Origin of the sequence: Rhodococcus sp. 05-2254-5, assembly GCF_002258575.1 — a bacterium.
Lineage (GTDB): Bacteria > Actinomycetota > Actinomycetes > Mycobacteriales > Mycobacteriaceae > Rhodococcoides > Rhodococcoides fascians.
In genome coordinates this window covers 79,870-103,012 of sequence record NZ_NOZG01000033.1, presented here as the reverse complement: position 1 = coordinate 103,012, position 23,143 = coordinate 79,870, and the positions used below count along the sequence as shown (strand labels likewise).

Annotated in this window: 16 protein-coding genes and 1 pseudogene; 3 read left to right on the top strand and 14 right to left on the bottom strand. The window is 65.3% G+C overall.

Features of this window, described 5'->3' with window-relative positions:
- Positions 1-68 precede the first annotated feature (68 nt).
- From CH278_RS25615 to CH278_RS25605, 3 genes and pseudogenes are all read left to right on the top strand, one after another.
- Positions 69-1,622 (top strand): helix-turn-helix domain-containing protein, encoded by a 1,554-nt coding sequence (locus CH278_RS25615; RefSeq protein ID WP_094623289.1) that lies wholly within the window; start codon positions 69-71, stop codon positions 1,620-1,622.
- Positions 1,623-1,681: 59 nt separating this feature from the next.
- Positions 1,682-2,020, top strand: a pseudogene (locus CH278_RS25610) (NADP-specific glutamate dehydrogenase); the annotation flags it as partial.
- A gap of 364 nt (positions 2,021-2,384) precedes the next feature.
- Positions 2,385-2,855, top strand: a complete 471-nt coding sequence (locus tag CH278_RS25605) for a GreA/GreB family elongation factor (protein ID WP_143536309.1) — start codon at positions 2,385-2,387, stop codon at positions 2,853-2,855.
- Positions 2,856-2,888: 33 nt separating this feature from the next.
- On the opposite strand, the gene CH278_RS25600 is transcribed toward CH278_RS25605, so the two are convergent.
- The 14 genes from CH278_RS25600 to CH278_RS25535 all read right to left on the bottom strand — a co-directional run bounded on the left by CH278_RS25600 (position 2,889) and on the right by CH278_RS25535 (position 23,137).
- Positions 2,889-3,725, bottom strand: coding sequence for an NmrA family NAD(P)-binding protein (locus tag CH278_RS25600; protein WP_094623196.1), 837 nt, complete (start codon positions 3,723-3,725; stop codon positions 2,889-2,891).
- A 9-nt stretch (positions 3,726-3,734) separates the two neighbouring features.
- Positions 3,735-5,666 carry a hydantoinase B/oxoprolinase family protein gene (locus CH278_RS25595; protein ID WP_094623195.1) on the bottom strand — a complete coding sequence of 644 codons (1,932 nt, stop codon included), beginning with the start codon at positions 5,664-5,666 and terminating at the stop codon, positions 3,735-3,737.
- Positions 5,666-7,765 carry a hydantoinase/oxoprolinase family protein gene (locus tag CH278_RS25590; protein ID WP_094623288.1) on the bottom strand — a complete coding sequence of 700 codons (2,100 nt, stop codon included), beginning with the start codon at positions 7,763-7,765 and terminating at the stop codon, positions 5,666-5,668. Before CH278_RS25590 ends, CH278_RS25595 begins: the two co-directional genes overlap by 1 nt.
- 248 nt (positions 7,766-8,013) lie before the next feature.
- Positions 8,014-8,676, bottom strand: a complete 663-nt coding sequence (locus CH278_RS25585; RefSeq protein ID WP_032384873.1) for an SRPBCC family protein — start codon at positions 8,674-8,676, stop codon at positions 8,014-8,016.
- Positions 8,673-11,153 carry an aerobic carbon-monoxide dehydrogenase large subunit gene (cutA, locus tag CH278_RS25580; protein ID WP_094623194.1) on the bottom strand — a complete coding sequence of 827 codons (2,481 nt, stop codon included), beginning with the start codon at positions 11,151-11,153 and terminating at the stop codon, positions 8,673-8,675. Before cutA ends, CH278_RS25585 begins: the two co-directional genes overlap by 4 nt.
- A complete protein-coding gene (locus tag CH278_RS25575) occupies positions 11,150-11,788 on the bottom strand; it encodes a (2Fe-2S)-binding protein (protein WP_094623193.1) in 639 nt (212 codons plus the stop codon). Before CH278_RS25575 ends, cutA begins: the two co-directional genes overlap by 4 nt.
- A complete protein-coding gene (locus CH278_RS25570) occupies positions 11,788-12,702 on the bottom strand; it encodes an FAD binding domain-containing protein (RefSeq protein ID WP_094623192.1) in 915 nt (304 codons plus the stop codon). Before CH278_RS25570 ends, CH278_RS25575 begins: the two co-directional genes overlap by 1 nt.
- Positions 12,703-12,782: 80 nt before the next feature.
- Positions 12,783-14,243 (bottom strand): uracil-xanthine permease family protein, encoded by a 1,461-nt coding sequence (locus CH278_RS25565; protein WP_052061230.1) that lies wholly within the window; start codon positions 14,241-14,243, stop codon positions 12,783-12,785.
- 129 nt (positions 14,244-14,372) lie between these two features.
- Positions 14,373-15,977, bottom strand: a complete 1,605-nt coding sequence (locus tag CH278_RS25560; RefSeq protein ID WP_256991820.1) for a helix-turn-helix domain-containing protein — start codon at positions 15,975-15,977, stop codon at positions 14,373-14,375.
- A 56-nt stretch (positions 15,978-16,033) separates the two neighbouring features.
- Positions 16,034-17,176, bottom strand: coding sequence for an XdhC family protein (locus tag CH278_RS25555; protein ID WP_063216767.1), 1,143 nt, complete (start codon positions 17,174-17,176; stop codon positions 16,034-16,036).
- Positions 17,177-17,317: 141 nt separating this feature from the next.
- Positions 17,318-18,694 (bottom strand): amidase, encoded by a 1,377-nt coding sequence (locus CH278_RS25550; protein WP_063216766.1) that lies wholly within the window; start codon positions 18,692-18,694, stop codon positions 17,318-17,320.
- Between the two features lie 21 nt (positions 18,695-18,715).
- On the bottom strand, positions 18,716-20,434 hold the full coding sequence (locus CH278_RS25545) for a PucR family transcriptional regulator (protein ID WP_063216765.1): 1,719 nt from the start codon (positions 20,432-20,434) through the stop codon (positions 18,716-18,718).
- Positions 20,435-20,476: 42 nt separating this feature from the next.
- The gene (locus tag CH278_RS25540; protein WP_027497746.1) at positions 20,477-21,925 is read right to left on the bottom strand and encodes an amidase; all 1,449 of its coding nucleotides are present in this window, start codon (positions 21,923-21,925) and stop codon (positions 20,477-20,479) included.
- A 105-nt stretch (positions 21,926-22,030) separates the two neighbouring features.
- Complete coding sequence (locus tag CH278_RS25535; protein WP_027497745.1) at positions 22,031-23,137, bottom strand: ring-opening amidohydrolase; 1,107 nt, start codon at positions 23,135-23,137, stop codon at positions 22,031-22,033.
- Positions 23,138-23,143 lie beyond the last annotated feature (6 nt).

Here is a 23,143-nt window from a genome sequence, read left to right as displayed (position 1 = left end):
AGGGACAACGTGTCACTCGAGCAATAGTCGATCTGGAGCACTGTGTCCCGTCGGCGGAGCATGGACGAATGCTGCCGACTCTGCGAAACGTTCTGGCGCTGCCGTCTTTCGAAGCGGCTGCTGTCGAGATACTCACGGGCTCACCCGACACCGTGGTCGTCCGCTGGGTGCATTCGTCCGAGGTCTACGAGATGGGCGGCTTGCTGTCGGGCGGAGAGCTGTTGTTGACCACCGGACTCGGCCTCCAAGGGCGATCGGCCCAGCAGCTGACTGCCTACGTCGACCAACTGGCCGACGCGGGATGTGCCGCTCTCGCAATGGAAGTCGGGCGCTCATTTCTCGTGGCACCGCCGGAATTGGTCGAGGCCGCGCGTCGCCGAGGGGTGGCATTCCTGACGCTGCACACGATCGTCCCCTTCGAGCGGATGGTCGAGGACTTCCACGACCTCGTGATGAGGCGCCGGCTCGGAATGCAGCGCACCGGCGAGCCGGTCTGGCATCAGCTCATGGACCTCGTCGTGGCGGGGCAGGGTATGACTGCCCTACTCGACGCGATCGCACGGCTGGCCGGCTGTGGCGTCGATCTGCTCGACGCGGAGGGCCGCGTCGTCGAACACAACGCTACCGCTGCACCGCGATCGGCCGATGAAAAAACGGTCCTCGACGTGCGCGGACCCGCGGGCTCGCTCGGTCGGCTCGTGCTGGCCGGACGGACCACTGCACGGCGCTCGGCCATCGGTCACTGCGCGGCCGTCGCGGTAGCTCTGGAACTCGGTCGACATCCCGGCCTCGGTCCCCGACAGTCCCGTGCACAGGCCGTGATCACCGATCTCGTGGGAGGCAGGTCGACCTCACACGGTGACCTCGTCGAGCGCCTCGGCGCAGCCGGTTGGGCACCCACCGAAGGCCACCATGTTCTGGTGGCCGCCGTCGACGTCGATCAACGAACTCCGGCGCGCGAGCTGTTGATTCCGGTTCGAGAGGCGGTCGAGTCCGTCCTCGGGCGGTGTTTGGTCGGGGTGGCTGCGAACCACGTCGTCGTGCTCGCTCAGGGCTGGGTGCAGCCGTCGCCTGCGCGAGTTCGCTCCGCGTTCAATGAGATCGAGGCTCTGCTCCGCGGCGGATCTCATGGTTCAGCATTGCGCACGATCGGTGCGTCGGCTCCGGTCCTCGGGTTGTCTCACATCTCCGATGCGATCGGCCGAGCGCGTGAGGTGGTCCAGATCGCGCGGCGCTTCGGAACTCGCACCGGTGTTCTGTGCGCTCGCGATGTCGGTGTTCAACGGTTGCTGGGCGCGTGCGTACCGGCCATGATCACGGAGTTCGTCACCGAACAGCTCGGTGACGTGATCGCTTTCGACACAGAACACTCTGCCGATCTCGTGCGAACCCTCGATGCCTTCGTGGCGAACGGCGGTAGTAAAGCCCAGACCGCGATCGGACTGGGCATCAGGCGACAGTCTCTCTACGCCCGGTTGTCGCGACTCGACACGCTCCTGGGCACCTCGCTCGATGATCCGACGCACCTGGCCGGTCTGGGACTCGCTCTGACGGCGTGGCGTATGCAGACAGGTGTTGACCCGCAGGCCGCATTCGCGCGTACATCGCGCTGCGGAAGCTGACCCCACTCGATCGGAAACGTCGTGGACCCAGTCCTGTGAGGCCCCAACCTGTGTGCCCATCTCACGGCGTGAAGGTGGTGGCCGAAGGGGCCAACATGCCGACCACACCGGACGCCGTCCAGATCTTCCGCGACGCCTCAGTGGCGTTCGCACCTGGCAAGGCGGCCAATGCCGGAGGAGTGGCTACCTCCGCTCTCGAGACGCAGCAGAACGCATCTCGTGACTCGTGGAGTTTCGAGTACACCGACGAACGCCTCGCCGCGATCATGCACGGAATCCATCACCGAACCATCGCGACCGCCGAGGAGTACGGCAAGCCGGGCGACTACGTCCACGGCGCGAATATCGCCGGTTTCATCAAAGTCGCCGACGCGATGATCGCTCTCGGCATCGTCTGAAGCACCGCCCTCATCACCGACTGGCTTTTTATCTTCTTTCGGCTACAGTCGGCTGCACGAGCTCGAACCGAAAGAAGGTGTGTCGCTGTGATCCCCGATGGAGCAGAGGTGCGGTAGCGTTCGCGCTTTCGTCACCTCGTTCGATCCTCGGTCCCTCGACTCCGTCCTGGACCCGATTGCAGCGCCACCTCTTTCGACCACCGGCCGTTCTGATCGCGCTCGGTAAAGCCCCTCCGTCGGCGCATCGAGAAACAGCGGTCATCGAATAGTCATCTCGAATCGGCGGGCGCAGTTCTGCGTCCGTGCATCGCGCAACGACGTGCTGCTCGAGCACTCTCACAACCCCAGTCACACAGGAGAAACCGTGACCACTATCGATCACCTGCCGTTCGACACACCCGCACCCCGTAAGCAACAACTGCCGGAGCTACTGGAGAGCCGAGTGATGGCTTTCAACAACGTTCTGGTGCAACGTGCTTCGGGTGACCTGGACAACAACGACGCGTACCACCGCGCTCGCGCCGAGCTGCAGCGCATCGATCGCACGATCGCAGAAGTGAAGAGCCGCATCGCAGAATCGGACGCATCGAAGATCATCGACCGCGATATCGCCGGCCCAGGATCTGCTGTCACCGTCATGTTCGATGGTGACGAGAAGGACGTGGACACCTTTGTGCTGGTCGAACCCGCGATGGAGAGCAGCGGCCGAACCTGCTCGACCGCTTCACCTTTGGGCGCTGCCTTGGACGGGAGTCGAGTGCGTGACGTACGCACGTACTCGCTCCCCTCCGGTGCCGAAAGCACAGTGACAATCCTGGGCATCACCTGGCCGTGAGGGTGTTGCAGTGGCCTGCTCGTCGAGAAACGACTAGCTGATCAGCGCACGCACCGGCGTCGGCTCCCGGCCCAACAGGGCTGCGGTGACGGCACTCCCGGCCAGAAAGTCTCGGTCGTCGTAGAACTCGAACATTGCCCCGAGTCGATGTTGCTCATCGGCGGACATCGAGTCGCTGTGCAGCCTCATCCATTCATCGACACTCGAGGACCTGGAAGCGACCACACGGCCGGTGGCCACCTCGACCAGACGAACCACGTCTCGGACACTGAGCGCTTCCGGCCCACCGAGCTCGTACGTCGATCCGTGGTGAATGTCCGCACCCTCGACCAGAATCCGGGCTGCCACCTCGGCCACATCGTCGAGGCTGATGAACGAGAACGTGGTGTCCAGGCTGTAGGGCACAGCAAGATCGGTACTGGTGCCGGTCAGAACCGCCTCGAAGTTCTGCGCATAGGCGCACGGCTGCAGGATGGTCCAGTGCAAGCCCCGCTCCGAACTGAAAGCACGTAGCGCTTCCTCGCAGCGGGCCTTGTCCATGTGATGCGGCATCCTCGGGCTGTAGGGCCACGCCACCGAGTGGTAGACGACGTGGTCCACTCCGGCGGATGCCGCCGCGTCCAGCGCCCGCGAAAGTAGAGCAGGCTCATCCGGATGCACATTGGGCGCAATGAAATACACCCCACGGCTCCCGGTGAAGGCCTCGGCAAGGCCTTCACCGGTCTCCAAGTCCACCGGATAATCCGGCGCAGAACGGCTCAGCCGCCGCACCAGCGCAATGCCGTCGAGTGCATCTGCGACGGCTCGTCCGGTCTTGCCCGTGGCACCGACGATCGCGATGTCGGTGCCACGGGACACATCAAGCTCCATCAGTGAATCTCAGCGATCGATGAAGTCGTACTCGGCGAACTTCGCGCCACCGGAGAGGCGTTCGTAGCCCGGCCCACGATCGAAGAACGGCTCATCGAGGCCGCGTGCATTGCGCATCTCCGCACGCAGCTTCTCCGATGCCTCGACATCCGCGGTCGCCGTGCCCTCGGCAATCACGACGCCGTAGTCCGTGGCCGCGAACTCGCGAGAGACTTTGCCCCACAGCACGTCCTGCTCGACGGATTCGATGGGACGCTCGAGCGGATCGCCCCAGCCGCCGCCACCCGTCGTGCGGATACGGATGGTGTCGCCCGCCAGGATCGGCTCGGCATCGGTCAACGCGTCGAACTCACGCTCGTTGGGCTGGCCCGGATTCAGCGTTACCGAGAACGATCCGCCGGCCTTGCCGCCCTTGACGCCCCAGCACGCGAGAATCGAACGGTCGGCGATGGACATGAAATGCGCATCCTTGAGCATGCGGATGTGCTTCTCGTAACCGAGGCCGCCGCGGTAGCGTCCGGCACCGCCGGAATCCTTGGCCAGTCCCAGCTTTTCGACGATGAACGGGAAGCGGCTCTCGGTGAACTCGGTGGGCAGGTTCCGCGAATCGGGCACGACGTGGATGGTGTCCTCACCGTCCGCGTAATGCCGTCCACCGGAGCCGCCACCGAGCACCTCACGCATGAGGTACGAGTTGCCGTCGAAGTCGTCGCCATACACGCCCGTGTAGCGGATGGTCTCCTGATCGGCGGGCATGTTGCCGTCCACAGCCTTCGCGACGACGCCGGCGAGCACACCGAGCAGACGCAGGATGACGAACGTCCGAGCGTTGGTCGGGGCCGGGAAGATCGGGGTGATGAGCGTGCCCTTTTCGGGGAACTTCATCTCGATCAGCGGGATAACGCCTTCGTTGACGTCGAGCTCGGCCATACGCTCGGGGGAGTCCGCGAGGTTGCGCAGCACCGGCGCAAGCCATTTGGCCAAGAAGTTGCCGTCGGCGTAATCACCACAGTGGTTGATCGGGCCCTTGGCCTGCGGTCCGGTGCCGGTGAAGTTGAGGATGAGTCGCTCTCCGCGCTCGTCCTCGGGACCGGTTTTGGTCAACGTGATGCGCTGAACGTGCAACATGGGCTCGTCGACGCCGTCGTGCTCGGCGTAGTCCTCCCAGGTGTATTCACCTTTGGGGATCTTGCTCAGGATCTCGCGACGGTAGATCTCGGTGGTGGCATCCATCATCGAGTCGAAGCACGCCTCGACGGTGTCGATGCCGTAGCGCTCGTACAGCTCCGTCATCCGCCGAGCGCCCATCAGGCACGCGGAACATTCGGCGTCGAGGTCGGCGGCCAACGCGTCGGGCATGCGCGAGTTGCGCGTCATGATCGTCAACGCGGCCTGGTTGGGTACGCCCTGATCCCACAGCTTGATCGGCGGAACCATCAGGCCCTCTTCGTACACGGTGGTGGCACCGGACGGCATGGAGCCGGGGCAGCAGCCGCCGATGTCGTCGTGATGGCCGAAGGCCTGCACGAAGGCAACGACGGACGGCTCGGTGTCGCCGGGCTTCGTTGCGAACACCGGCACCGTGACACAGAGGTCAGGGAGGTGGCCGATGCCACCCTCGGAGAGATAGACGTCGTTGTGGAAGTAGACGTCGCCCGGCTTCATGGTCTCGAGCGGGAAGTCGCGAGCCACCGGATGCACCAGCGCGGAGTAGGAACGCCCCGTCAGCTTGCGCAGATTGCGGTCGTGGATTCCGGCGCGGAAATCGTGGGCGTCACGAATCATCGGTGACCGCGACGTCCGTGAAATGGCCGTCTCCACTTCCATTTCGACGCTCGCGAGGTAACCGGCCACGATCTCGACGAGAACGGGATCAGGCGCAGGCGCGTCGACCGGAGAGAGCCGGTAGGGCTTGTTGTTCACCATGTCGATGACGGTCATCAGTTCGCTCCGTTCGAGTCGAGAGTGCGGGTGATGCGGACGTTGCCGAACGTGTCGATGCGGGCGGAGAAGCCCGGATCGATCGGCACGGTGGAGCTGAATTCTTCGATGACGGCCGGTCCGGTGATCGTGTCACCGGCTCCGAGATCCGCACGGCTGTAGATCGCGGTCTCGTGCCAGCCGTCGAAGTACGCCTGACGCGTTCCGGTGCGGGCACTTTCGGCTCCGGTGCCGGCGGCGATTTCCGACAGTACGGGGCGCTTGATGGGGCCGATACCGCTGACGCGCAGGTTGACCCACTCGACGAACTGACTCTGATCGCCGCGGAAGTCGTACCCGTACAGCTCGCGGTGAGCTTCGTGGAAGGCCTCGGCAGCCTGATCGATCGTGGTCTGGGTGATTTCACCGTCGGCGATCGGTACGCGCACCTCGAAGGCCTGACCGAAGTAGCGCAGGTCGGCCGAGCGTCCGTAGCGACGATCCTCGGCCGCGAAGCCCTCACCGGCGAGCGCCTCGTCGGCCCGAGATGCCAGCACTGCCAGCTCCGATTCCAGATCCTCGGCGCGCAGACGGTCGTGCCGGCTGACGTGCGTCTGCACGTAGTCGTTGCGCACATCGACGGTCAGCAAACCGAACGCCGAGACGTTGCCCGGGTTCAGCGGTACCAGAACGTCTTTCAGACCCAGGATGTCCACCAGGCGGCAGGCGAGCAGCGACCCGGAGCCGCCGAACGTGACGAGGGTGAAGTCGCGGATGTCGAGGCCACGCTTGACCGAGATCTGCCGCAGCGCATTGGCCTGGTTCCAGGCCGAGACCTCGAGGATGCCGGTGCCGCAGGCTTCGACCTCGAGCGAGAGCTGTTGCGCGAGGTCTTCGATGCCCTTGCGTGCCAGGTCGGTATCGAGGGGGATCTCGCCGCCGAGCAGGTGGGGAGGAATGCGGCCGAGCAGGACGTGGGCATCGGTGATGGTGGGCGCGGAGCCGCCGTTTCCGTAACACATGGGCCCGGGATCGGCACCGGCCGAATGTGGCCCGACGCGCAGCGTGCCCTCGGGTGTCATCCAGGCGATCGAGCCGCCGCCCGCGCCGACGGTGACGACGTCGATCATCGGGATCTTCGACGGGTAATTGCCGACGCGTCCCTCGGTGGTCAGCGCGGGCTCGCCGCGGACCACGACGGTCACGTCGGTGGAGGTGCCGCCGCCGTCGCAGGTCAACACCTGTTCGACGCCTGCCGCGCTGGCCACCAGGGCCGCACCCAGCGCGCCGGCGGCCGGACCGGAGAGCACGGTGGTGATGGGCTGGTGCACAACCTCTTTGGCGGAGAGGACGCCGCCGTTGGACTTCATGACGTAGAACGGCACGTCGCGTGCATCACCGGATTCGGTGGCGAACTCCCGCAACCGGTTCGCGATGTTGTTGACGTAGCTGCGAATGTTCGGCTTCACGGCAGCGTCGACCAATGTGGTGATGGCGCGCTCGAATTCGCGGTACTCACGCAGCACCTCGGTGGAGATGGAGACCGTCGCCTCGGGGTATTTCTCGAGCAGGATGTCGCGGACACGCTGTTCGTGGTCCGGGTTGGCGTAGGAGTGCACCAGGCAGACGCCGAGGGTCTTGACCCCCTCTGCCTTGAAGAATGCTGCTGCCGCGCGCACATCGTCATCGTTGAGAGGGCGAATCTCGTTGCCGTCGAACGAGAGCCGGCCGCGGATGGTGCGGACGCGGTGTGCGGGCACGATGCGATCGGGCTTGACCCAGAAGTAGGAGTTGCCGTAGCCGTCGGGTACCGACTGGCGCGCGATCTCGAGTACGTGCTCGTAGCCCTCGGTGGTGATGAACCCCAGGTTCTCCACCTTGCCTTCGAGCAGCTTGTTGGTAGCGACGGTGGTGCCGTGGCTGACGGCGCTGAGCGAATCGCCGGATACGCCGAGCTGGCGAAGTACCTTGTCGATGCCGGTCAGGAATCCCTCGGCCGGATCACTCGGCGTCGACGGAGTCTTGGTGGTCACCATGGCTCCCGACTCCTCGTCCACTGCCACGACGTCGGTGAATGTGCCACCGGTGTCGATACCGACCCGAATCTTTCGTGGTTCCACGCTTCCTCCTCGATATGGTTCGTAGGCCACGCGTCCGTTGGTCGGATCGGCGGGTACCTGACGTGTACTCACATTCGACCCGTTCTACGTCTCAGTATCTTTGGCACAAGGTGCCAAACTCCGGCCGAGCATTTGAGCTCCGCGCGCCCTGCACCGGCGTCGAATTGGCAGTACTTGCAACGACAAAGGCCGCTCACCCCCGATGGTTGGGATGAGCGGCCTTTGTCGTGAGCCGTGACGGCGCGGAGCTACCGGTGACAGGACGAGCGAGTGAGCAGTCCGCCCAACACGACTCCGGCCAGTGCGAAGCCTGCGCCGGCTGCGGCGGCCAGCAGAGTGCCGCGGACGGACTGCGCGGCGACGGGTGCACCGGCACTCACAGCGCGTCCGGCCGCGACAGGCAGGGCAGTGGGGGTGGTGCCGGAATCGCTGGCTGATACCTCCGCGGGCGCAGCAGCGGCCTCCGGCACCCCGTTGGCGATGACGCCGTCGAGGCCGTTGAAGAACACTCCGGCCATCTTCTTTGCGACGCCGGTGATCATGCGCTGACCGACCCCGCCGACCATGCCGCCGACCACGGCGTCGGCGTCGTAGCTGAGCATCGTGCCGCCGCCTTCGGTGGGCTCGAGCTTGATGGTGACATCGGCGCGCACCGTGCCCGGTGCGCCGGCACCGGAGGCGGTCATGACGAACGACTCGGGCCGATTCTGTTGCGAGAGGACAACTTCACCGTCGTAGGTGCCTTTGATGGCTGCGACGCCTGCGGTGATCGAGAGCTTGTAGTGATCGTCGCTCAACTGCTCGAGCGACTGCACTCCGGGGATGGTCGCGGCCAGGACCCGGCCGTCCTGCATGCTGTCGTACACCTCGGCGGGAGGTGCGGCCAGCGTGGCGGTTCCTGCGATTCTCATGAAATCTCCTCGGTTGTCTGAGCGACCGCGTGGGTCAGCCGCAGCTCGTACAGGTCGGACGGTGAAATGGGCATGGAGGTGATCGAAAAGCCCTCGGCGTCTTCGACAGCGGCCGCGATGACGGCGCTGGTGGGGATGACGCCGGCTTCGCCGGCACCCTTCATGCCCAACGGATTGAGCCCGGACGGGGTCACGGTGTGGTCCATCTCGATCGTCTCGGGAACTTCGGTGACGAACGGCATCAGGAAGTCCATGAACGAGGCGTTCAGTAATTGCCCGTGCTCGTCGTAGGCGATCTTCTCGTACAACGCTCCGCCGATTCCCTGGGCGACGCCGCCGTGAATCTGGCCCTCGACAATGCGGGGGTTGATGACGTTGCCGCAGTCGTGCACCACCGCGTAGCGCTCGACGTGGATCTCGGCCGTCACCGGATCGGTCTCGACGATCGCCGCGTGGATGCCCGACGCGAACGTCGAGCGCGGGGGAGAGTAGTAACCGGTGGCTTCGAGGCCCGGCTGTTCGCCCTCCGGCACCGGCGGGATCGTCATGTCGGTGTCCATCTTCGCGAACCCGGTGGCCTGCCTCGACTCTTTGTCGAAGGCATAACGCAGCGGATTGGACAGTACGGCAACGACACCGAGGGAGATGGACGTGCCCTCTGCTCCGGGTTCGGTGCCGATCTTGCAGACGTAGCCCCCGCGCAATTCGAGCTCGACGGGGTCGAGATCGAGGGCACGCCCGGCGATGACCTTCGCTTTCTCGGCGACCATCTGCGCGGCCACGTGGAACGCCGAACCGGACATCACCGCACCACGGGAGGCGAATGTGCCGACGGCATAACCGAATCGACGAGTATCGCCGGTGGTGATCTCGACGTCGGCGATGGAGACACCCAGGTCATCGGCGACGATCTGCGCGAACGTCGTCTGATGGCCCTGGCCCTGCGTCGTCAACCCCGTTGCGCCCTTGATCTTTCCCGAGTTCTCGATGAGCACGTGCGCGCCCTCGTACGGCCCCGGGCCGGTGCCCTCGACGTAGGCACCGACACCGATACCGACGGTGCGGCCCTGCGCGGCTGCCTGCTTCTTGTATTCGGGGAAGCCGTCCCAGTCGATCAGCGCCTTGAGCTTGTCGATGCCGGCCTGGTAGTCGCCGGTGTCGTAGATCAACGGTCGACCGTCCTGGAACATCAAACCGAAGTCGTAGGGCATCTCCTCGGGCCTGATGAGGTTCTTCTCGCGTACCTCGAGTCGGTCCTTGCCGAGGTACTGGGCAATGGCGTCCATCGAGCGTTCCATTGCGAACACACCTTGCGGGCGGCCTGCTCCTCGATACGGAATGACGATGACGGTGTTGGTGTACAGCGAATAACCGTTGCAGCGGAACGAGACCGGCTTGTAGGGCCCCAGCACCTGCGTCGCAGTGTTGATCAGCACGATGATGCCGTACGGCAGGTATGCGCCGTTGTCGTGCCAGACGGTGAAGTCGAACGCAAGCAGCCGTCCCTCGTCGTCGAAACCGAGGGTGACCTCTTGAACCTGTGCACGTTCGTGCGCACTCGAGATGAAGTGCTCGCGGCGGTCCTCGACCCACTTGACCTCGTTGGAGATGCCGGCGCGGCCGAGCTGTCGAGCTGCCCAAGTCACCATCACCTCCTCCGGCCACGGGTGCATGATCTTGACGCCGAATCCGCCCCCGACGTCCGGGGCGATGCAGTGAATCTTGTTCATCGCCATGCCGAGTCGCGCCGCGACGGCCGCGCGCACCGACGTGGAGGTCTGTGTGGACGACCAGAAGGTCAGCGTCTCCTCGTCACTGTCCCAGCGCGCGTAGACGCCTTTGCCCTCCATCGGCATCGCCGCCGAACGCTCGATGTTCAGGTCGAGGGTGATCCGGTGTGGTGCAGCGGCGAGTTCGGCGTCGATGTCTCCGAAACCGTGCTGCAGGTGCGCGGCCACGTTGTCCGGAACGTCGTCGTGTACTCGGCGAGCCGCGACGCGCGCGGTGTCGATGCCCACGACGGGGTCGAGGATGTCGTAGCGGACGTCGATGACCGCACAGGCATCCTCGGCCACGTAGCGGTTCGTTGCGATGACCATGACGATGGCCTCACCGACGTGATTGACCTCGTCCTTGGCGAGCGGGAAGCCGTTGCGTGGAGCCACGATTGCCGGATGGGGGATCAGCAGCGGCAGCCCTTCGGCCATCTCGGCCGAGTCCGCTTCGAGATCGTCGTAGGTGTACACCGCGTGCACGCCCGGCATGGCCAGCGCGTCGTCGATATCGATGGCGGTGATGCGTGCATGTGCGTGCGGGGAGCGCACGAAGGCAGCGATCAGCGCCCCGTGACCGAGGTCGTCGAGATACTTGCCCTTGCCGCTGAGCAGCCGCTCGTCCTCCGACCGCGACAGCGGCTGGCCGAACAGGGGAGCGGTGTTGGTGGGAGTGTGCGGCGGGGCGGTGCGCGTGGTGCTCATGCTCGGCCCATCCGTCCGCCGACGGGACTGGTGGATCCGCGTACCTTGCGGTCGAGTGCGGCACGACTCGACTCGTCGTCGGGACCGAGCGGGAACTCGCCCGCCCGTTCGCGTTTGATCTCGGCGGCGCGCAGCACCGAGGCCTTGATGTTCTGATAGCCGGTACACCGACAGATGTTGCCGGCGATGGCCTCGGTGGCCTCCGCCTGCGTCGGCGAGTCGTTCTCTTCGAGGAACGCGGCGATCGTCGTGACGAATCCCGGTGTGCAGAAACCGCATTGCAGACCGTGGCAGTCCTTGAAGGCCTGCTGCACGGGATGCAGAGTGCCGTCCGGCTCGACGAGACCCTCCACCGTGGTGACGGTCTGCCCCTCGAGGCTGGCGGCGAGCATCAGGCAGGCCCGGACCGGCTTGCCGTCGAGGAGCACCGTGCACGCGCCGCACACGCCGTGCTCGCATCCCACATGGGTGCCGGTCTGGCGGAGGTCGTGGCGGATGGCGTCCGACGCGAGGGTGCGGGCCGGGACGACGATCGTCTGCTTGGTTGCGTTGAGGGTGAACGTCACCTGTACGTGTTGTTCACCGGTCTCCGCCATCAGATCGTCCAAGTGCTGTTCGATATCTGTTGTCTTCATCAGTGGTTCACTCCGGAATCGGCGTGCTGCGGGTGAGTGGACTTCGACGACGCGCCGTCGACTGCGGCGGCCATCACCACCCGTGCGGTCAGTGCTGCGACGAGTTGGGATCGGTACGCCGCGGTGGCATGAATATCGGACTCGGTCTCGACGCGTAGACGTGCGTCCTCGGACAATGCGTTCCACTTCGGATCACGTGCGTCGGACACCGCGGCCCCACCGATGACGTCGGTGTAGTCGACGACCTCGCCGAATTCTCCGGCGGACACATAGGTGACGTGCGCGGTGCGTACTGCGTTGTCGGCAACGGTGACGCGGGCCGCGACTCCGACGAGCGCGTAGTCACCGTGTCGGCGGGCAACCTCGTCGATGGCCGTGCCCTCGCCGGCCCGGGCGGCGGGAACCGTTGCAGCGATGGCGATCTCGTCGGTGTCGAGCGAGGACTCCAGCGGCCCGAGAAACAGGTCCTTCGCCGCGATCTCCCGGCGGCCGCGGACGGATTGCACCGTCACCGAACCGTCGAGCAACCGGATGACGGCAGGCATCTCGGCCGACGGGTCGGCATGCACGATGGATCCAACGGTGGTCCCACGGTTCCGGATGGTCGCGTGGGCCACCAGCTGCAGTGCCCGTCCGAGCAACGGCTGCGTCCGGGCGGCAGCCCGGTTCGACGCGAGCGACGCGTGTGTGGCCAGAGCCGCGAACGTGACGCCCGAGTCGGTCGACCCGGTGATGTCGTCGAGACCGTCGATGCCGGTGATGTCGATCAGGTTCCCGGGGGCGGCCAGGCGCATCGACAGCATCGGAATGAGGGACTGACCGCCGGCCAGCACCTTGCCGTCGACCTCGGCCAGGATGCGGCACGCCTCCTCGATCGACCGCGGCCGATGGTATTTCAATGGAGAAGGTTTCATATCCCGATCCTGCCTGCCTGTGCCTGGAAGTGTTTCGTCAAGAGGTGACAAACGTCACGCCCCAGTGTTGCAATCGCTCGTTACCGCAACGGCTTCAGGGTGTCGACCTCGCCGGCAACCCCGTCTCCGTCGCTACCGTCGGAACGTGCTGTGGTAGAGGAGGATCGATGTCGAGGCAACGCGTCGACCGGTGTCTTCATGTGGGCCGGGGCAATGCGAGCGCACAGGTGGTAGAGCCCTATGACGACGATCGTGCCGAGGGAGATACCGCTCAACGAGAACGAATCGCTGAAGACGAGCGAGGTGTCGCCGATCGCGATGATCAGCCCCGCGGCAACCGGCATCATGTTGAGCGGGTTGCCGAAGTCGACACCGTTCTCGCGCCAGATCTTGGCACCCAGCAGACCGATCATGCCGTAGAGGACGACGGTGATACCGCCGAGTACGCCGCCGGGGGTGGCCGAGATCAGCGCGCCGAACTTCGGCGAGAATCCGAGGATCATGGCGATGATTCCGGCCGCCGTGTATGCCGCCGTCGAATAGACCTTGGTCGCCGCCATGACGCCGATGTTCTCGGCGTAGGTCGTCGTCGGTGAGCCACCGACCGAGCTGGCCATGACCGTTGCGATGCCGTCGGCAGCGAGTGCCCGGCCCATCATCGGGTCGAGATCGTCGCCGGTCATTTCCGCGACAGCCTTGACGTGCCCTGCATTTTCGGCGATCAGCGCGATGACACCCGGGAGGACGAGAACGATGAAGGCGAGACTGAACGACGGTGCGTGAATGCCGACGATGCCGTTGGCCTCGTCGCTGAACGGCGGGAGCCCGAACCACTGCGACGCCTCGACACCCGACCAATTGACGCGGAAGTGCTCGGTGACCTCGCCGGCCGTGGCGTCGTAGGACGTGATGGGCCCGGATACGAGGTCGAGGATCCAGGACAGTGCGTACCCGAAGACCAGCGACAGCAGAATCGCGATTCGACCGAGGAACCCGCGCAACGCGACGCTCATGACGATGAGCACGAACATCACTGCGAGAGCGACCCATTGGTCCTGCGGCCAGTAGGTGCTGGCGACGACGGGCGCGAGATTGAAGCCGATCAACATGACCACCGCACCGGTGACGACCGGGGGCAGCACCCGCACCACGACGCCGCCGCCCATGAAATGGATGGCGAGTCCGGCCAGTGCGAGGACGAGACCCGATACCAGGATGGCACCGGTGACCTCGGCCGACGTTCCACCCTGCGCTCGGATGGCCGCGACACCGCCGACGAACACCGCGGACGTGCCGAGGTAGCTGGGGATGCGGCCCTTGACCATGAGCAGGAAGAAGATGGTGCAGAAGCCCGACATCAGAATGGCGAGTTGGGGATTGAGCCCCATGATGATGGGGAAGACGAATGTGGCCCCGAACATCGACACCACATGTTGGCCGCCGAGACTGATGGTGCGGCCCCAGTTCAATCGTTCGTTCGGCGCGACGACGTCACCCGGTCGAACATTCTTTCCGTCTCCGTGAATCTTCCAGATAGGCATGTCGAGCCTTTCTCCAACGTATCGAACCGGGGTGGTTCGCGGGATGGGTAAAGCATTGTCCTGCAACGTTACTGACGCATTTCCAAATCGCTACGAGCGCAATCTGCCAAGCGCTCGATGGCGGGTCCGTCACATGTGGTGGTCGGTTCCGCGCATGGCCATGATTTTCAGCGCAAGGGAAAGATCCAGGCGTAGATCGGCGCGATCGGTGAAGGGGCCCAGTATCTTTTCGAGTTTCGTTATTCGGTATCGCAAGGTGTTGTAGTGAAAGTGCAGTGCCCGAGCGGTTTCGGCGATGTTGATGTTGGTGGCCAGCAACGTCTCCAGGGTTCTGCGCATGTCGCGTGCTTCGTCGTCGTGCCCGGCGAGGTCGTGCAGGGTTTCCCGGGTGAACGATTCGAGCTCGTCGACGTTGTCCACCAGGCTCAGTAGTCGAAACACGCCGAGTTCGTCGAACGTGGTGACGGCCCAGTCCCCGGATACCTGGCGGCCGACCTTCAGCGCGGTACGCGCCTGGCCGTACCTGCTGGGGATGTCGGCCACCGTGGTGCACGGACGCGAGATCCCGACCGTGAACGGTTGCCGACCACCGCCGCCGTCTCCGCGCACTCGTTCGACGATCTCGTGCACGTCCGCGACCGTCGTCGGACGTTCGCCCATGATGATGACGGTCTCGGTGCCGAGGGCGGCGATGGCGGCCTGCGGATCTCGTTGTGCCAGAGCCCCTGCGAAAGCCGACATCTGCCGATCCACGAGTGGCCTGCGGCCGGGCGCCGGTTCGTCGTCGAGGTGTGGGATCGGTTCGATCGCGACGATCACCACCGGCCTGCCGAGATCCCAGCCGAAGCGTCGAGCATGCGCCACCGCGTGTGCGTGCTCGCCGCCTCGGCCCAGGAGAAGATCGCGCAGAAAATTCGATCGGTGTTTCTCCTCGACTGCTGACAGCGCGAGATCGCGAGTCACGACCATCGCCAACACGCCTGCGGCCGCGTCGGCAGTGTGCAGGTCCGATTCCGTCAAAGGCCGACGTGAGGAGAACAGGACGATGCGTCCGTGGTCGATTCCGTTGGCAGTGATGGCGCATACCGCGATCGAATTGCCTTGTTGCGAACGAAGACCGAGGCCGCCGTCGACGGAGTCGGTGCGCAGTCTTCCGGTGGGATCGAGGGCGGTGCTGGTGCGGAGGGCGGACAGTTCGTCGTCACTGCCTGCCGAGGCAAGTTCGCGTCCGTCCACCGTGGTGATCGACACTGCCACATCGCATTCGACCGAGGTTGCGAATGCCAGTTGTGCTACCCCGCCGCCGGCGAGCGTGATGTCGGTCAATGCCCGGCGCAGACGTTCGGACCGAAACATCGCTCGCGCCTGCGTCTTTGCGTTGTCGCGTAGGCCCGCGGTGAGATCGTGCCCGGGGTCGAGTTCGCCGCAGACCTGAACCAGCGGCAGGCCCAGTGTCTCGGCACTCACGCCGACGCAGTCCGGAACGGCGATGTCGTCGTCCACCCGCACCAGAATCCCGGCAACGCCGAGGGAATGCGCTCGGGACAGCAGCGCTGCCGTCGGCTCCGTCAGGTGCGTGAGGGCCTCGCTCGTCGTGGACAACAGGTCACCCGGCCGAATCCAGAACCGAATGCCGGCGGGGTCGTCGACATGATTGATTCTGCGTACCGGCCGGCCGAGGCCGGCGCGACCGGCGAGCAACGTGGCGTGCGCCAGCAGGTTCGAGCCCAGCACGGTCTCGACGGTATGGGGTACCTCCGTGGTGGGCGAGCGTCGCTCGTCGTGCAGTGTCAGCACCTGACGGCCGATCGAACGGGTGATGTCGCGTCGATCTCGGCAGCGGCATCGCGGTGGATCGGCCCACTGAGACTTCGCAATTCGAGCCCGGTCGTCTGCCGTGAGACCTTGAGGATCTCGGCCACGATGGAGATCGCCGTTTCCGGTGGAGTGGAAGCACCGAGATCCAGCCCGATGGGGGAGTGCAGCCGCGCCAGCTCGCTGTCGGTCACCCCGCGCTCGCCGAGCAATTCCACCCGGCGGCGGTGGGTGGACCGACTGCCCAGCGCGCCCACGTAGGCGGCACCACTGCGCAGCGCAACCTCGAGCAACGGAATGTCGAACTTCTCGTCGTGGGTGAGAACGGTGATGACGGTGCGCTCGTCCACCGGCGCAGTAGCGAGGAACGTGTGCGGCCACGCCACCACGACGTCGTGCGCGTCGGGGAATCGTGCTCGGGTGGCGAACACCGGGCGGGCGTCGACGACGGTGACGGCGAAGCCGGCGAACGTGCCCAGGCGGCACATCGCGGCGGCGAAATCGATGGCACCGAACACGTACATCCGGGGCGGTGGTCCGAACAACTCGACCATGACGGACCGCGCGCCGTCGTCGGCGATGCGAATGTCCAAGCCGGACTCGCCGCGGTGCAGTCGGTCGAGAACGGCGATACTCACGCTCGAACCGTCGGACTCGATGTCGGTGAGACCGTCGGGATCGACGGTTGCTTCCGCTCCCAGAACCGCCTGTCGCGTCGGGGCCCCGGTGGTGAGGTCGGTGAGCACGGCCACCGGCTCGCCGCTCGAGACCAGACGAGCGACGTCTTCGAGTGCGGCGCACGCGTCGCTGTCGATGAGACGAACGAACACCTCGATGGTGCCGCCGCACGTGAGGCCGACGCCGATCGCGTCGTCGTCCGCTACCCGGTAAGTCTCGGTCCTGGCCATGCCGTCGGCGAGGACGTCGTTCGCCAGCTCGTACAGGGCACCTTCGATGCAGCCCCCGGAAACGCTGCCGACGACCTGACCGGATGCGGCGACCGCCATGGCCGCACCCGCAGGGCGCGGTGACGACTGCCACGTACGTACCACCGTGGCCAGGGCGAACGGCTCACGTTCGCGCAGCCACGGGGCCACGTCGTCGAGAATGTCGCGCATGCCGCCGCCTTTCGACCGGATGAGTGATGCCCATCACGCTAGTTGCTGGCGCGGGCCGACCATGAAACACATTTCGACCAAATCGACAGCGGGTCGTTGTAAGAACCTGCCGTCGCGGTACGGATGGACGGACCGCGCGGGCTACGTCAGAGCGGCGGCGACGGCAAGAGCGTGATGCTCGTGCCACGGCTTGGCGATGATCTGTACCCCGATCGGCAGACCGCTGCTGGAGGTGGCAACGGGAATCACCACCGAGGGCACCCCGAGGATGCTGATCGCTCGGCTGCTCGCCAGCGCCTGCGACCACGACAGAGATGCACCGTCGACCTCGAAGCTCGTCTCACCGAGCGGCGGAGCGAGAATCGATGCGACGGGAAGTATCAGGACGTCGCCCATCGTGGACAACAGCTGGTGCTGCATCTCGGCGCGTCGAGCCCACAGTGCCTCGACGTCTGCGGCCGTGGTGGTTCCGACGGTAGCCAGAATGGCCCGAATGTTGGCGCTGAACTCGGCGGGGCCGTATTGCTCGATGTCCGTTTGGGTTTCGCAGCCCCGCATCCGAGTGAACAGCTCATGAGCGCCGTGTAGTGCGGTGCCGTCGTACGGCGTCACCGATCCGACGAACGGCTCTGTGCGCAGGGCTGCGGCCTCGACGGCAGCGCGAATCTCCGCATCGACAGGGATCGTGCCTTCTCCTGTGGCCCAACGAATATCGAGCTCGCGGAGGTTCACGCTCGCAGGGTCGGTCCAGGTGTACTGCGGCGACGACAGCACGCGCAGCAACAGGATCACGTCGTCGAGAGTGCGTGCCATGGGTCCGATGGTCTGCACGGTGCCGTGCATGGTCGCCGTATTCGTCAGCACTCGGTTGTTGCTCATGACACCGGGATACTGCCCCTCGGAGTCGATTCGGCCCGGTGTCGGCCTGATCGAGCACAGACCGGTGCAGTGCGCGGGCCACCGCACCGAGCCACCGAAATCGGTGCCCAGTCCCACCACGCTCATGCCCGACGCGATGGCCGCCGACTCACCGCCGCTGCTCCCGCCCGGTGACAGCTTCGTGTCGGCGGGGGAGAGCGGGTTGACGGTGTAGCCGAACAGGTCGTTGTGTGTCAGCCCGCTGGCACCGAACTCGGGTGTGTTGGTCTTACCGATCAGGATTGCGCCCTCGGCGCGCATCCGAGTAACGGCGGGAGCGTCGACGCGAGGGACGTTGTTCGCGAGCGCATGTGAACCCGCCGTGGTGCGAACTCCGGCGGTGGCGATCAGGTCCTTGACCGTGAACGGCACTCCGGCGAGGTCGCCGACCCGCTCGCCGCGGGCGATGCGGGCATCGATTCCGTCGGCTGCCAGTAGTGCCGATTCGGCAGCGACGGTGACGATCGCATTCAGCTCGGTGTTGATTCGGTCGATGTGTTCGAGGTGCTGCTCGGTCACCTCGCGTGCGGACACGGTGCCGGCCTGCACTGCTGCCGCGAGTGCGATGGCGTCGGTTCCGATCGAATTGCCCTCAGGCACTGAGTGTCTCCTCGGGTGGTGTCACAGTCCCTTCATCTCCGCGACCCGCAGTGCCAGCGCTACATCCAGGCGCAGAATCGGATCGGTGGTGAACGGGCCGACGATGGACTCCAGCTTGCCGATGCGGTAGCGGAGCGTGTTGTAGTGGAAATGCAAGACGCGGGCGGTTTCTGCCACGTTGCAGTTGGTGTCGAGCAGCGCCTGCAACGTCTGGCGCAGGTCGACGGCATCGGCGTCGTCGCCGGCGAGTGAGCCCAACACCTCGGTAGCGAAGGCCTGCAGCTCGGCTCCGTCGGTGACCAATGACAGCAGTCGATGCACGCCGAGGCCGTCGAAATGCGCTACCGAGCCGTTTCCGCGCATGCGGCGTCCTACGACGACTGCCTTGCGGGCCTGATCGTAGGCGCGCGGAATGTCGGCAACGGAGTCGATGACGCGACTCACGCCTGCGCCGAACGAGTTTCGTCCGCCGCCCTTGTCTCCGGCGACGGACGCGATCAGATCCTCGACGACGTCCCGTTCGGTGCCGGGTTCGGCCGGCATCAGCGTGACGACCTCGTTGCTGAACCCGACGACGGGAGCCCGACGATCGCGCCGGCGCACCACCTGCTGCCATGCCGCGGTCAGCCGCTCCTGCGGCAGGCGGCCGGACACGGCCGGCTTCACCGAATTGCTCACGGCAACTTCGGCGATCTCGTCCAATTGGGCAACGATGACGACCATGCTCCGGTCCACGTCCCAGTCGAGCTGGGCGCAGTACTCGATGATCTGTTCGGGGGATTCGGTTGCGCCGTTGAGGACGTCCCGCAGGAAGTCGCCGCGAAACTTGGACTCGACGGCAGAGACCGCGAGCTTCTTGATGACCGCCAACGCCACGACGGTGGCCGCGCGTTCGAGGGACTGCATCGTGACGGGACCGAGTCGCTCGGCGGCCGCCACAGCCACGATCAGTCCGTGGTCGGTGCCGCCCGCGATAATCGGTGCGACGGCAATGCGGTGCCCGCTGTCGCCCGGTACCGGTTGCAGGCCTTCGTGGAGCCGTTCGGTGAGCAGACGACCTGACGGGTCGAACAGTGGCATCTCTTCCAGAGCTGCGAGATCTGCGTCTGCTCCTGCTGTGGCCTGGACTCGACCGTCCGGAGTGCAGATGAGCACCGTTGCCTCGAACAGCGTGGCGACCTCGTCGGCGATCTGCGGTAAATCACCGCCTTCGAGCACGATCGAGGTCAGTGCTCGATGCATACGATCGGCAATATCCAACGCCCACGCCTGCCGGTCGACGAGGTGGGTGAACACCTCGGAGATGACCTCGTCGAAGCCCACATCCCGGCGAATGAGGAAGAGCGGCAGGCCGAGTCGATCTGCTGCCTCGATCATCGCGGCGGGCACGTCGCCGAAGTAGCGTCCTTCTTTGACTCCGAGCGCGGCCGCACCGCGTTCGGCGAGTCCTTCGACCAGCTCCACCAGGGCACCGGCATCGAACGGGCGGCCCGAATCTGCATGCCGCAGTGGGAAACCCGTCGTCAACAGCAGTTCGTTCGGTTTCACCCACGGCAGGATGTCGGGTACTTCGATGACGTTGACGCGTCGAACCACATTCTCGAGTCCCTGCTCGCCTGCGACAAGAGTGGACCCCGAGAGGCTGGGGAGCGCAAGCAATTCTGCGACGGTGAGCGCGTAACTCGCCGACGCCGGGAAGTCTCGTACTCGTGGCCGAAGCGCACCGACCATGTCATCCATTGTTCAACAATACTGTGTAGGGCATGTCGCGACGGCGGGGGATCAGCCGACGTGCAGTGCCGGCGGGAGGACGCGCTCGACCCACCGCGAGGCCTGCTCGTAGGCGTAGGCGAGCTGCAGAACCGCGCGGTCGGCACCGTGCCTGCCGATGATCTGAACACCCATCGGCAGACCCCGATCGTCGAATCCGACCGGGACGGCGGCGGCAGGAACGCCGGTCATCGTCCAGGGCACCACCGTTTCCATCCACCGGTGATAGGTGTCCATGGGTCGACCCGCGATGGACTGCGGCCAGTGTTGGTCCTTGTCGAACGGGAACACCTGAGCGGTGGGCGCGAGAACGAAGTCGTAGGTCTCGAACAATGTCGTCAGTGCGCTCTGCCAGTCGTTGCGAGCCTGCGCTGCCTTGGTGACATCGAGTGCGGTCAATGCGACGGCATGCTCCATCTCCCACAGCATTTCGGGCTTCATCAGCTCCCTCGTGCGCGGGTTCTCGTACAGATCGGCCATCCCGAGCTGCGCCCACCACCGCCACGTCAGGAACGAGTCCCAGATTTTTGCCGGGTCGTACGACGGCACGGTGCTCTCCACTGCGCAGCCGAGGTCCTCGAAGACGGTGAACGACGACTCGCACAGATCGAGGACACCGGGTTCGGTAGCCAGGTGACCGTTCCAGTCTCCGACCCACGCGATGCGGGCACCGCGGAAGCTACGTTCGAGAGTGCGGGTGAAGATCTCCGGATCCTCGTCGATTCCGAGGGGCGCGTTGGCATCCGGGCCCGCCATCGTCGACAGCAGATGTGCGACATCGGTGACCGATCGGCCCATCGGTCCGGCGACAGCGCCCTGTGCGATGAAGCCCGGCTCGGGAATGCGTCCCCACGACGGGCGAAAACCGACCACATTGTTGAAGGCTGCGGGGTTGCGCAGCGATCCCATGTAGTCGGTGCCGTCGGCGACGGGCAGCATGCGTAGTGCCAAGGCTGCCGCCGCACCTCCGCTGCTTCCGCCTGCAGTGCGCGAGGTGTCGTAGGGCGAGACGGTGGTTCCGTACACCGGGTTGTACGTCTGAGATCCGAACCCGAATTCCGGTGTGTTGGTCTTGCCGATCACGATGGCACCGGCCGCTTTCACGCGGGCGACGAACAGATCGTCCGCCTCGGCGATGCGATCGGCGAAGATCGGTGACCCCGATGTGAACGGTAGCCCTCGGGCTGCCGACAGATCCTTCACCGCATGGGGAAATCCGTGCATCCACCCGAGATACTGCCCGTCCGAGAGCTGCCGATCCCGCTCGCGTGCCTCGGCCAGCAGCTCGTCGCGATCACGCAGGGCGACAATGGCATTGACCGTCGGATTGTGTGCCTCGATGTGGTCGAGGTACGCCGTCATGGTCTCGACGCACGAGACCTCGCGGCGCTTGATCTTGCCGCTGAGCTCGACCGCGTCGGACATCAGAAGTTCGGCAGCGGGTCCGACGGTGGTTGCCATGGTGGTTCCTTCGTTCGAGAGAGACGCAGAAGCAGGGAGGGCCGGACGCCGCGCGAACCCCAGACTGTCGGGTTCGCGCGGCGCTGTTCGATATCGAAACCGGCGTTATCCGAGGTCGACGATCGCGGCGACGGGGCCGCCACCTTCGGGGCCCTGGTGCGCTGCCGAGACCGATACGAAGACCGCTGGGTCGCCGGTCACTGCTGCGGTGACGCCGCCGACGCACGCCTTGATCTGGCGGTGCCAATGGACGTCGGAATCGTCGAGCATGGCGTTGCGCCGTCCACGGACCGTACCGTCCTGGCTTGCTTCGCATTTGAGGAAGACGTTGACGAGCTTGCCGTCCAGATCCTTGGTGTGCGGCCGTTCGGGGAGTTCGAGACCGGCATCCTTGATCGCGTTCCAGATGCCGTCCTGATCGAGCGCGTCGTTCATCACGCTGTGTCCGATGCGGTACCGGCCGCCGATTCCGCGAGTGTTACCCACGACGACGATCTGCGCACGGTCCAACTCGACGCCCGAGGAGCACGACGCCACCGAGGAGTACAGCTCACGACTGTGCATGACGTCCTCGTCGGTCGGCATATCGATTTCACCGAGTGCGACAGCGATACCGAGAGCGGTGCCGCCGTTGGACAGATCCATCGACTCGTGGGTCTGCTCGGTCCAGACGGTCTTGCCACGGCTCTTGGCGTCACGGATGGTGTGAATCGTCAGCAGCGGGGTCTTGGTCTGCACGTAGTGCACGTCTGCGGGATCGGTGATGCCTGCGTTGGCCATCGCATCCTTGACTGCTGCAGCCACTTTGGTGATCATCGCGGTGCGGCCGATGTCCTCGGGCATCAACTGCTCGCTCATCGCGACGCCGACCGTCAGGCGCGGCTCCTCGGTCTGCACTGCCTTGTCCGACGGTACGGTCGCGAAGATGGTGGCGTGGGGGCTGATGACTCCGTCGGTGCCACCGGACCAGACGATCGGAACCTCGCCGACGTCGTGTGCGCTACGAGTTCCTTTCGCGGACAACACTTCGCGGAAAGCTCGGTCGGCGATGATGCGGGTGTAGTCGTTGACTCCGCCGTTGCCTTCCGTCTTACCGATGACTGCAATGACCCGGTCGGCGTCGAGCACCCCGTCGTCGATGAGCTTCGCCAGCTCGCTGGCATCGGACACGTTGTGGAGCGGGACCTTGCGGACCTCGATTGCGTCGGGCACTGAAAT

Coding starts and splice junctions, on each gene's coding strand:
- CH278_RS25615 (WP_094623289.1), top strand. CDS start 69: ATGCTGCCGACTCTGCGAAACGTTCTGGCGCTGCCGTCTTTCGAAGCG.
- CH278_RS25600 (WP_094623196.1), bottom strand. CDS start 3,725: ATGGAGCTTGATGTGTCCCGTGGCACCGACATCGCGATCGTCGGTGCC.
- CH278_RS25595 (WP_094623195.1), bottom strand. CDS start 5,666: ATGACCGTCATCGACATGGTGAACAACAAGCCCTACCGGCTCTCTCCG.
- CH278_RS25585 (WP_032384873.1), bottom strand. CDS start 8,676: ATGAGAATCGCAGGAACCGCCACGCTGGCCGCACCTCCCGCCGAGGTG.
- cutA (WP_094623194.1), bottom strand. CDS start 11,153: ATGAGCACCACGCGCACCGCCCCGCCGCACACTCCCACCAACACCGCT.
- CH278_RS25575 (WP_094623193.1), bottom strand. CDS start 11,788: ATGAAGACAACAGATATCGAACAGCACTTGGACGATCTGATGGCGGAG.
- CH278_RS25570 (WP_094623192.1), bottom strand. CDS start 12,702: ATGAAACCTTCTCCATTGAAATACCATCGGCCGCGGTCGATCGAGGAG.
- CH278_RS25565 (WP_052061230.1), bottom strand. CDS start 14,243: ATGCCTATCTGGAAGATTCACGGAGACGGAAAGAATGTTCGACCGGGT.
- CH278_RS25555 (WP_063216767.1), bottom strand. CDS start 17,176: ATGCGCGACATTCTCGACGACGTGGCCCCGTGGCTGCGCGAACGTGAG.
- CH278_RS25545 (WP_063216765.1), bottom strand. CDS start 20,434: ATGGATGACATGGTCGGTGCGCTTCGGCCACGAGTACGAGACTTCCCG.
- CH278_RS25540 (WP_027497746.1), bottom strand. CDS start 21,925: ATGGCAACCACCGTCGGACCCGCTGCCGAACTTCTGATGTCCGACGCG.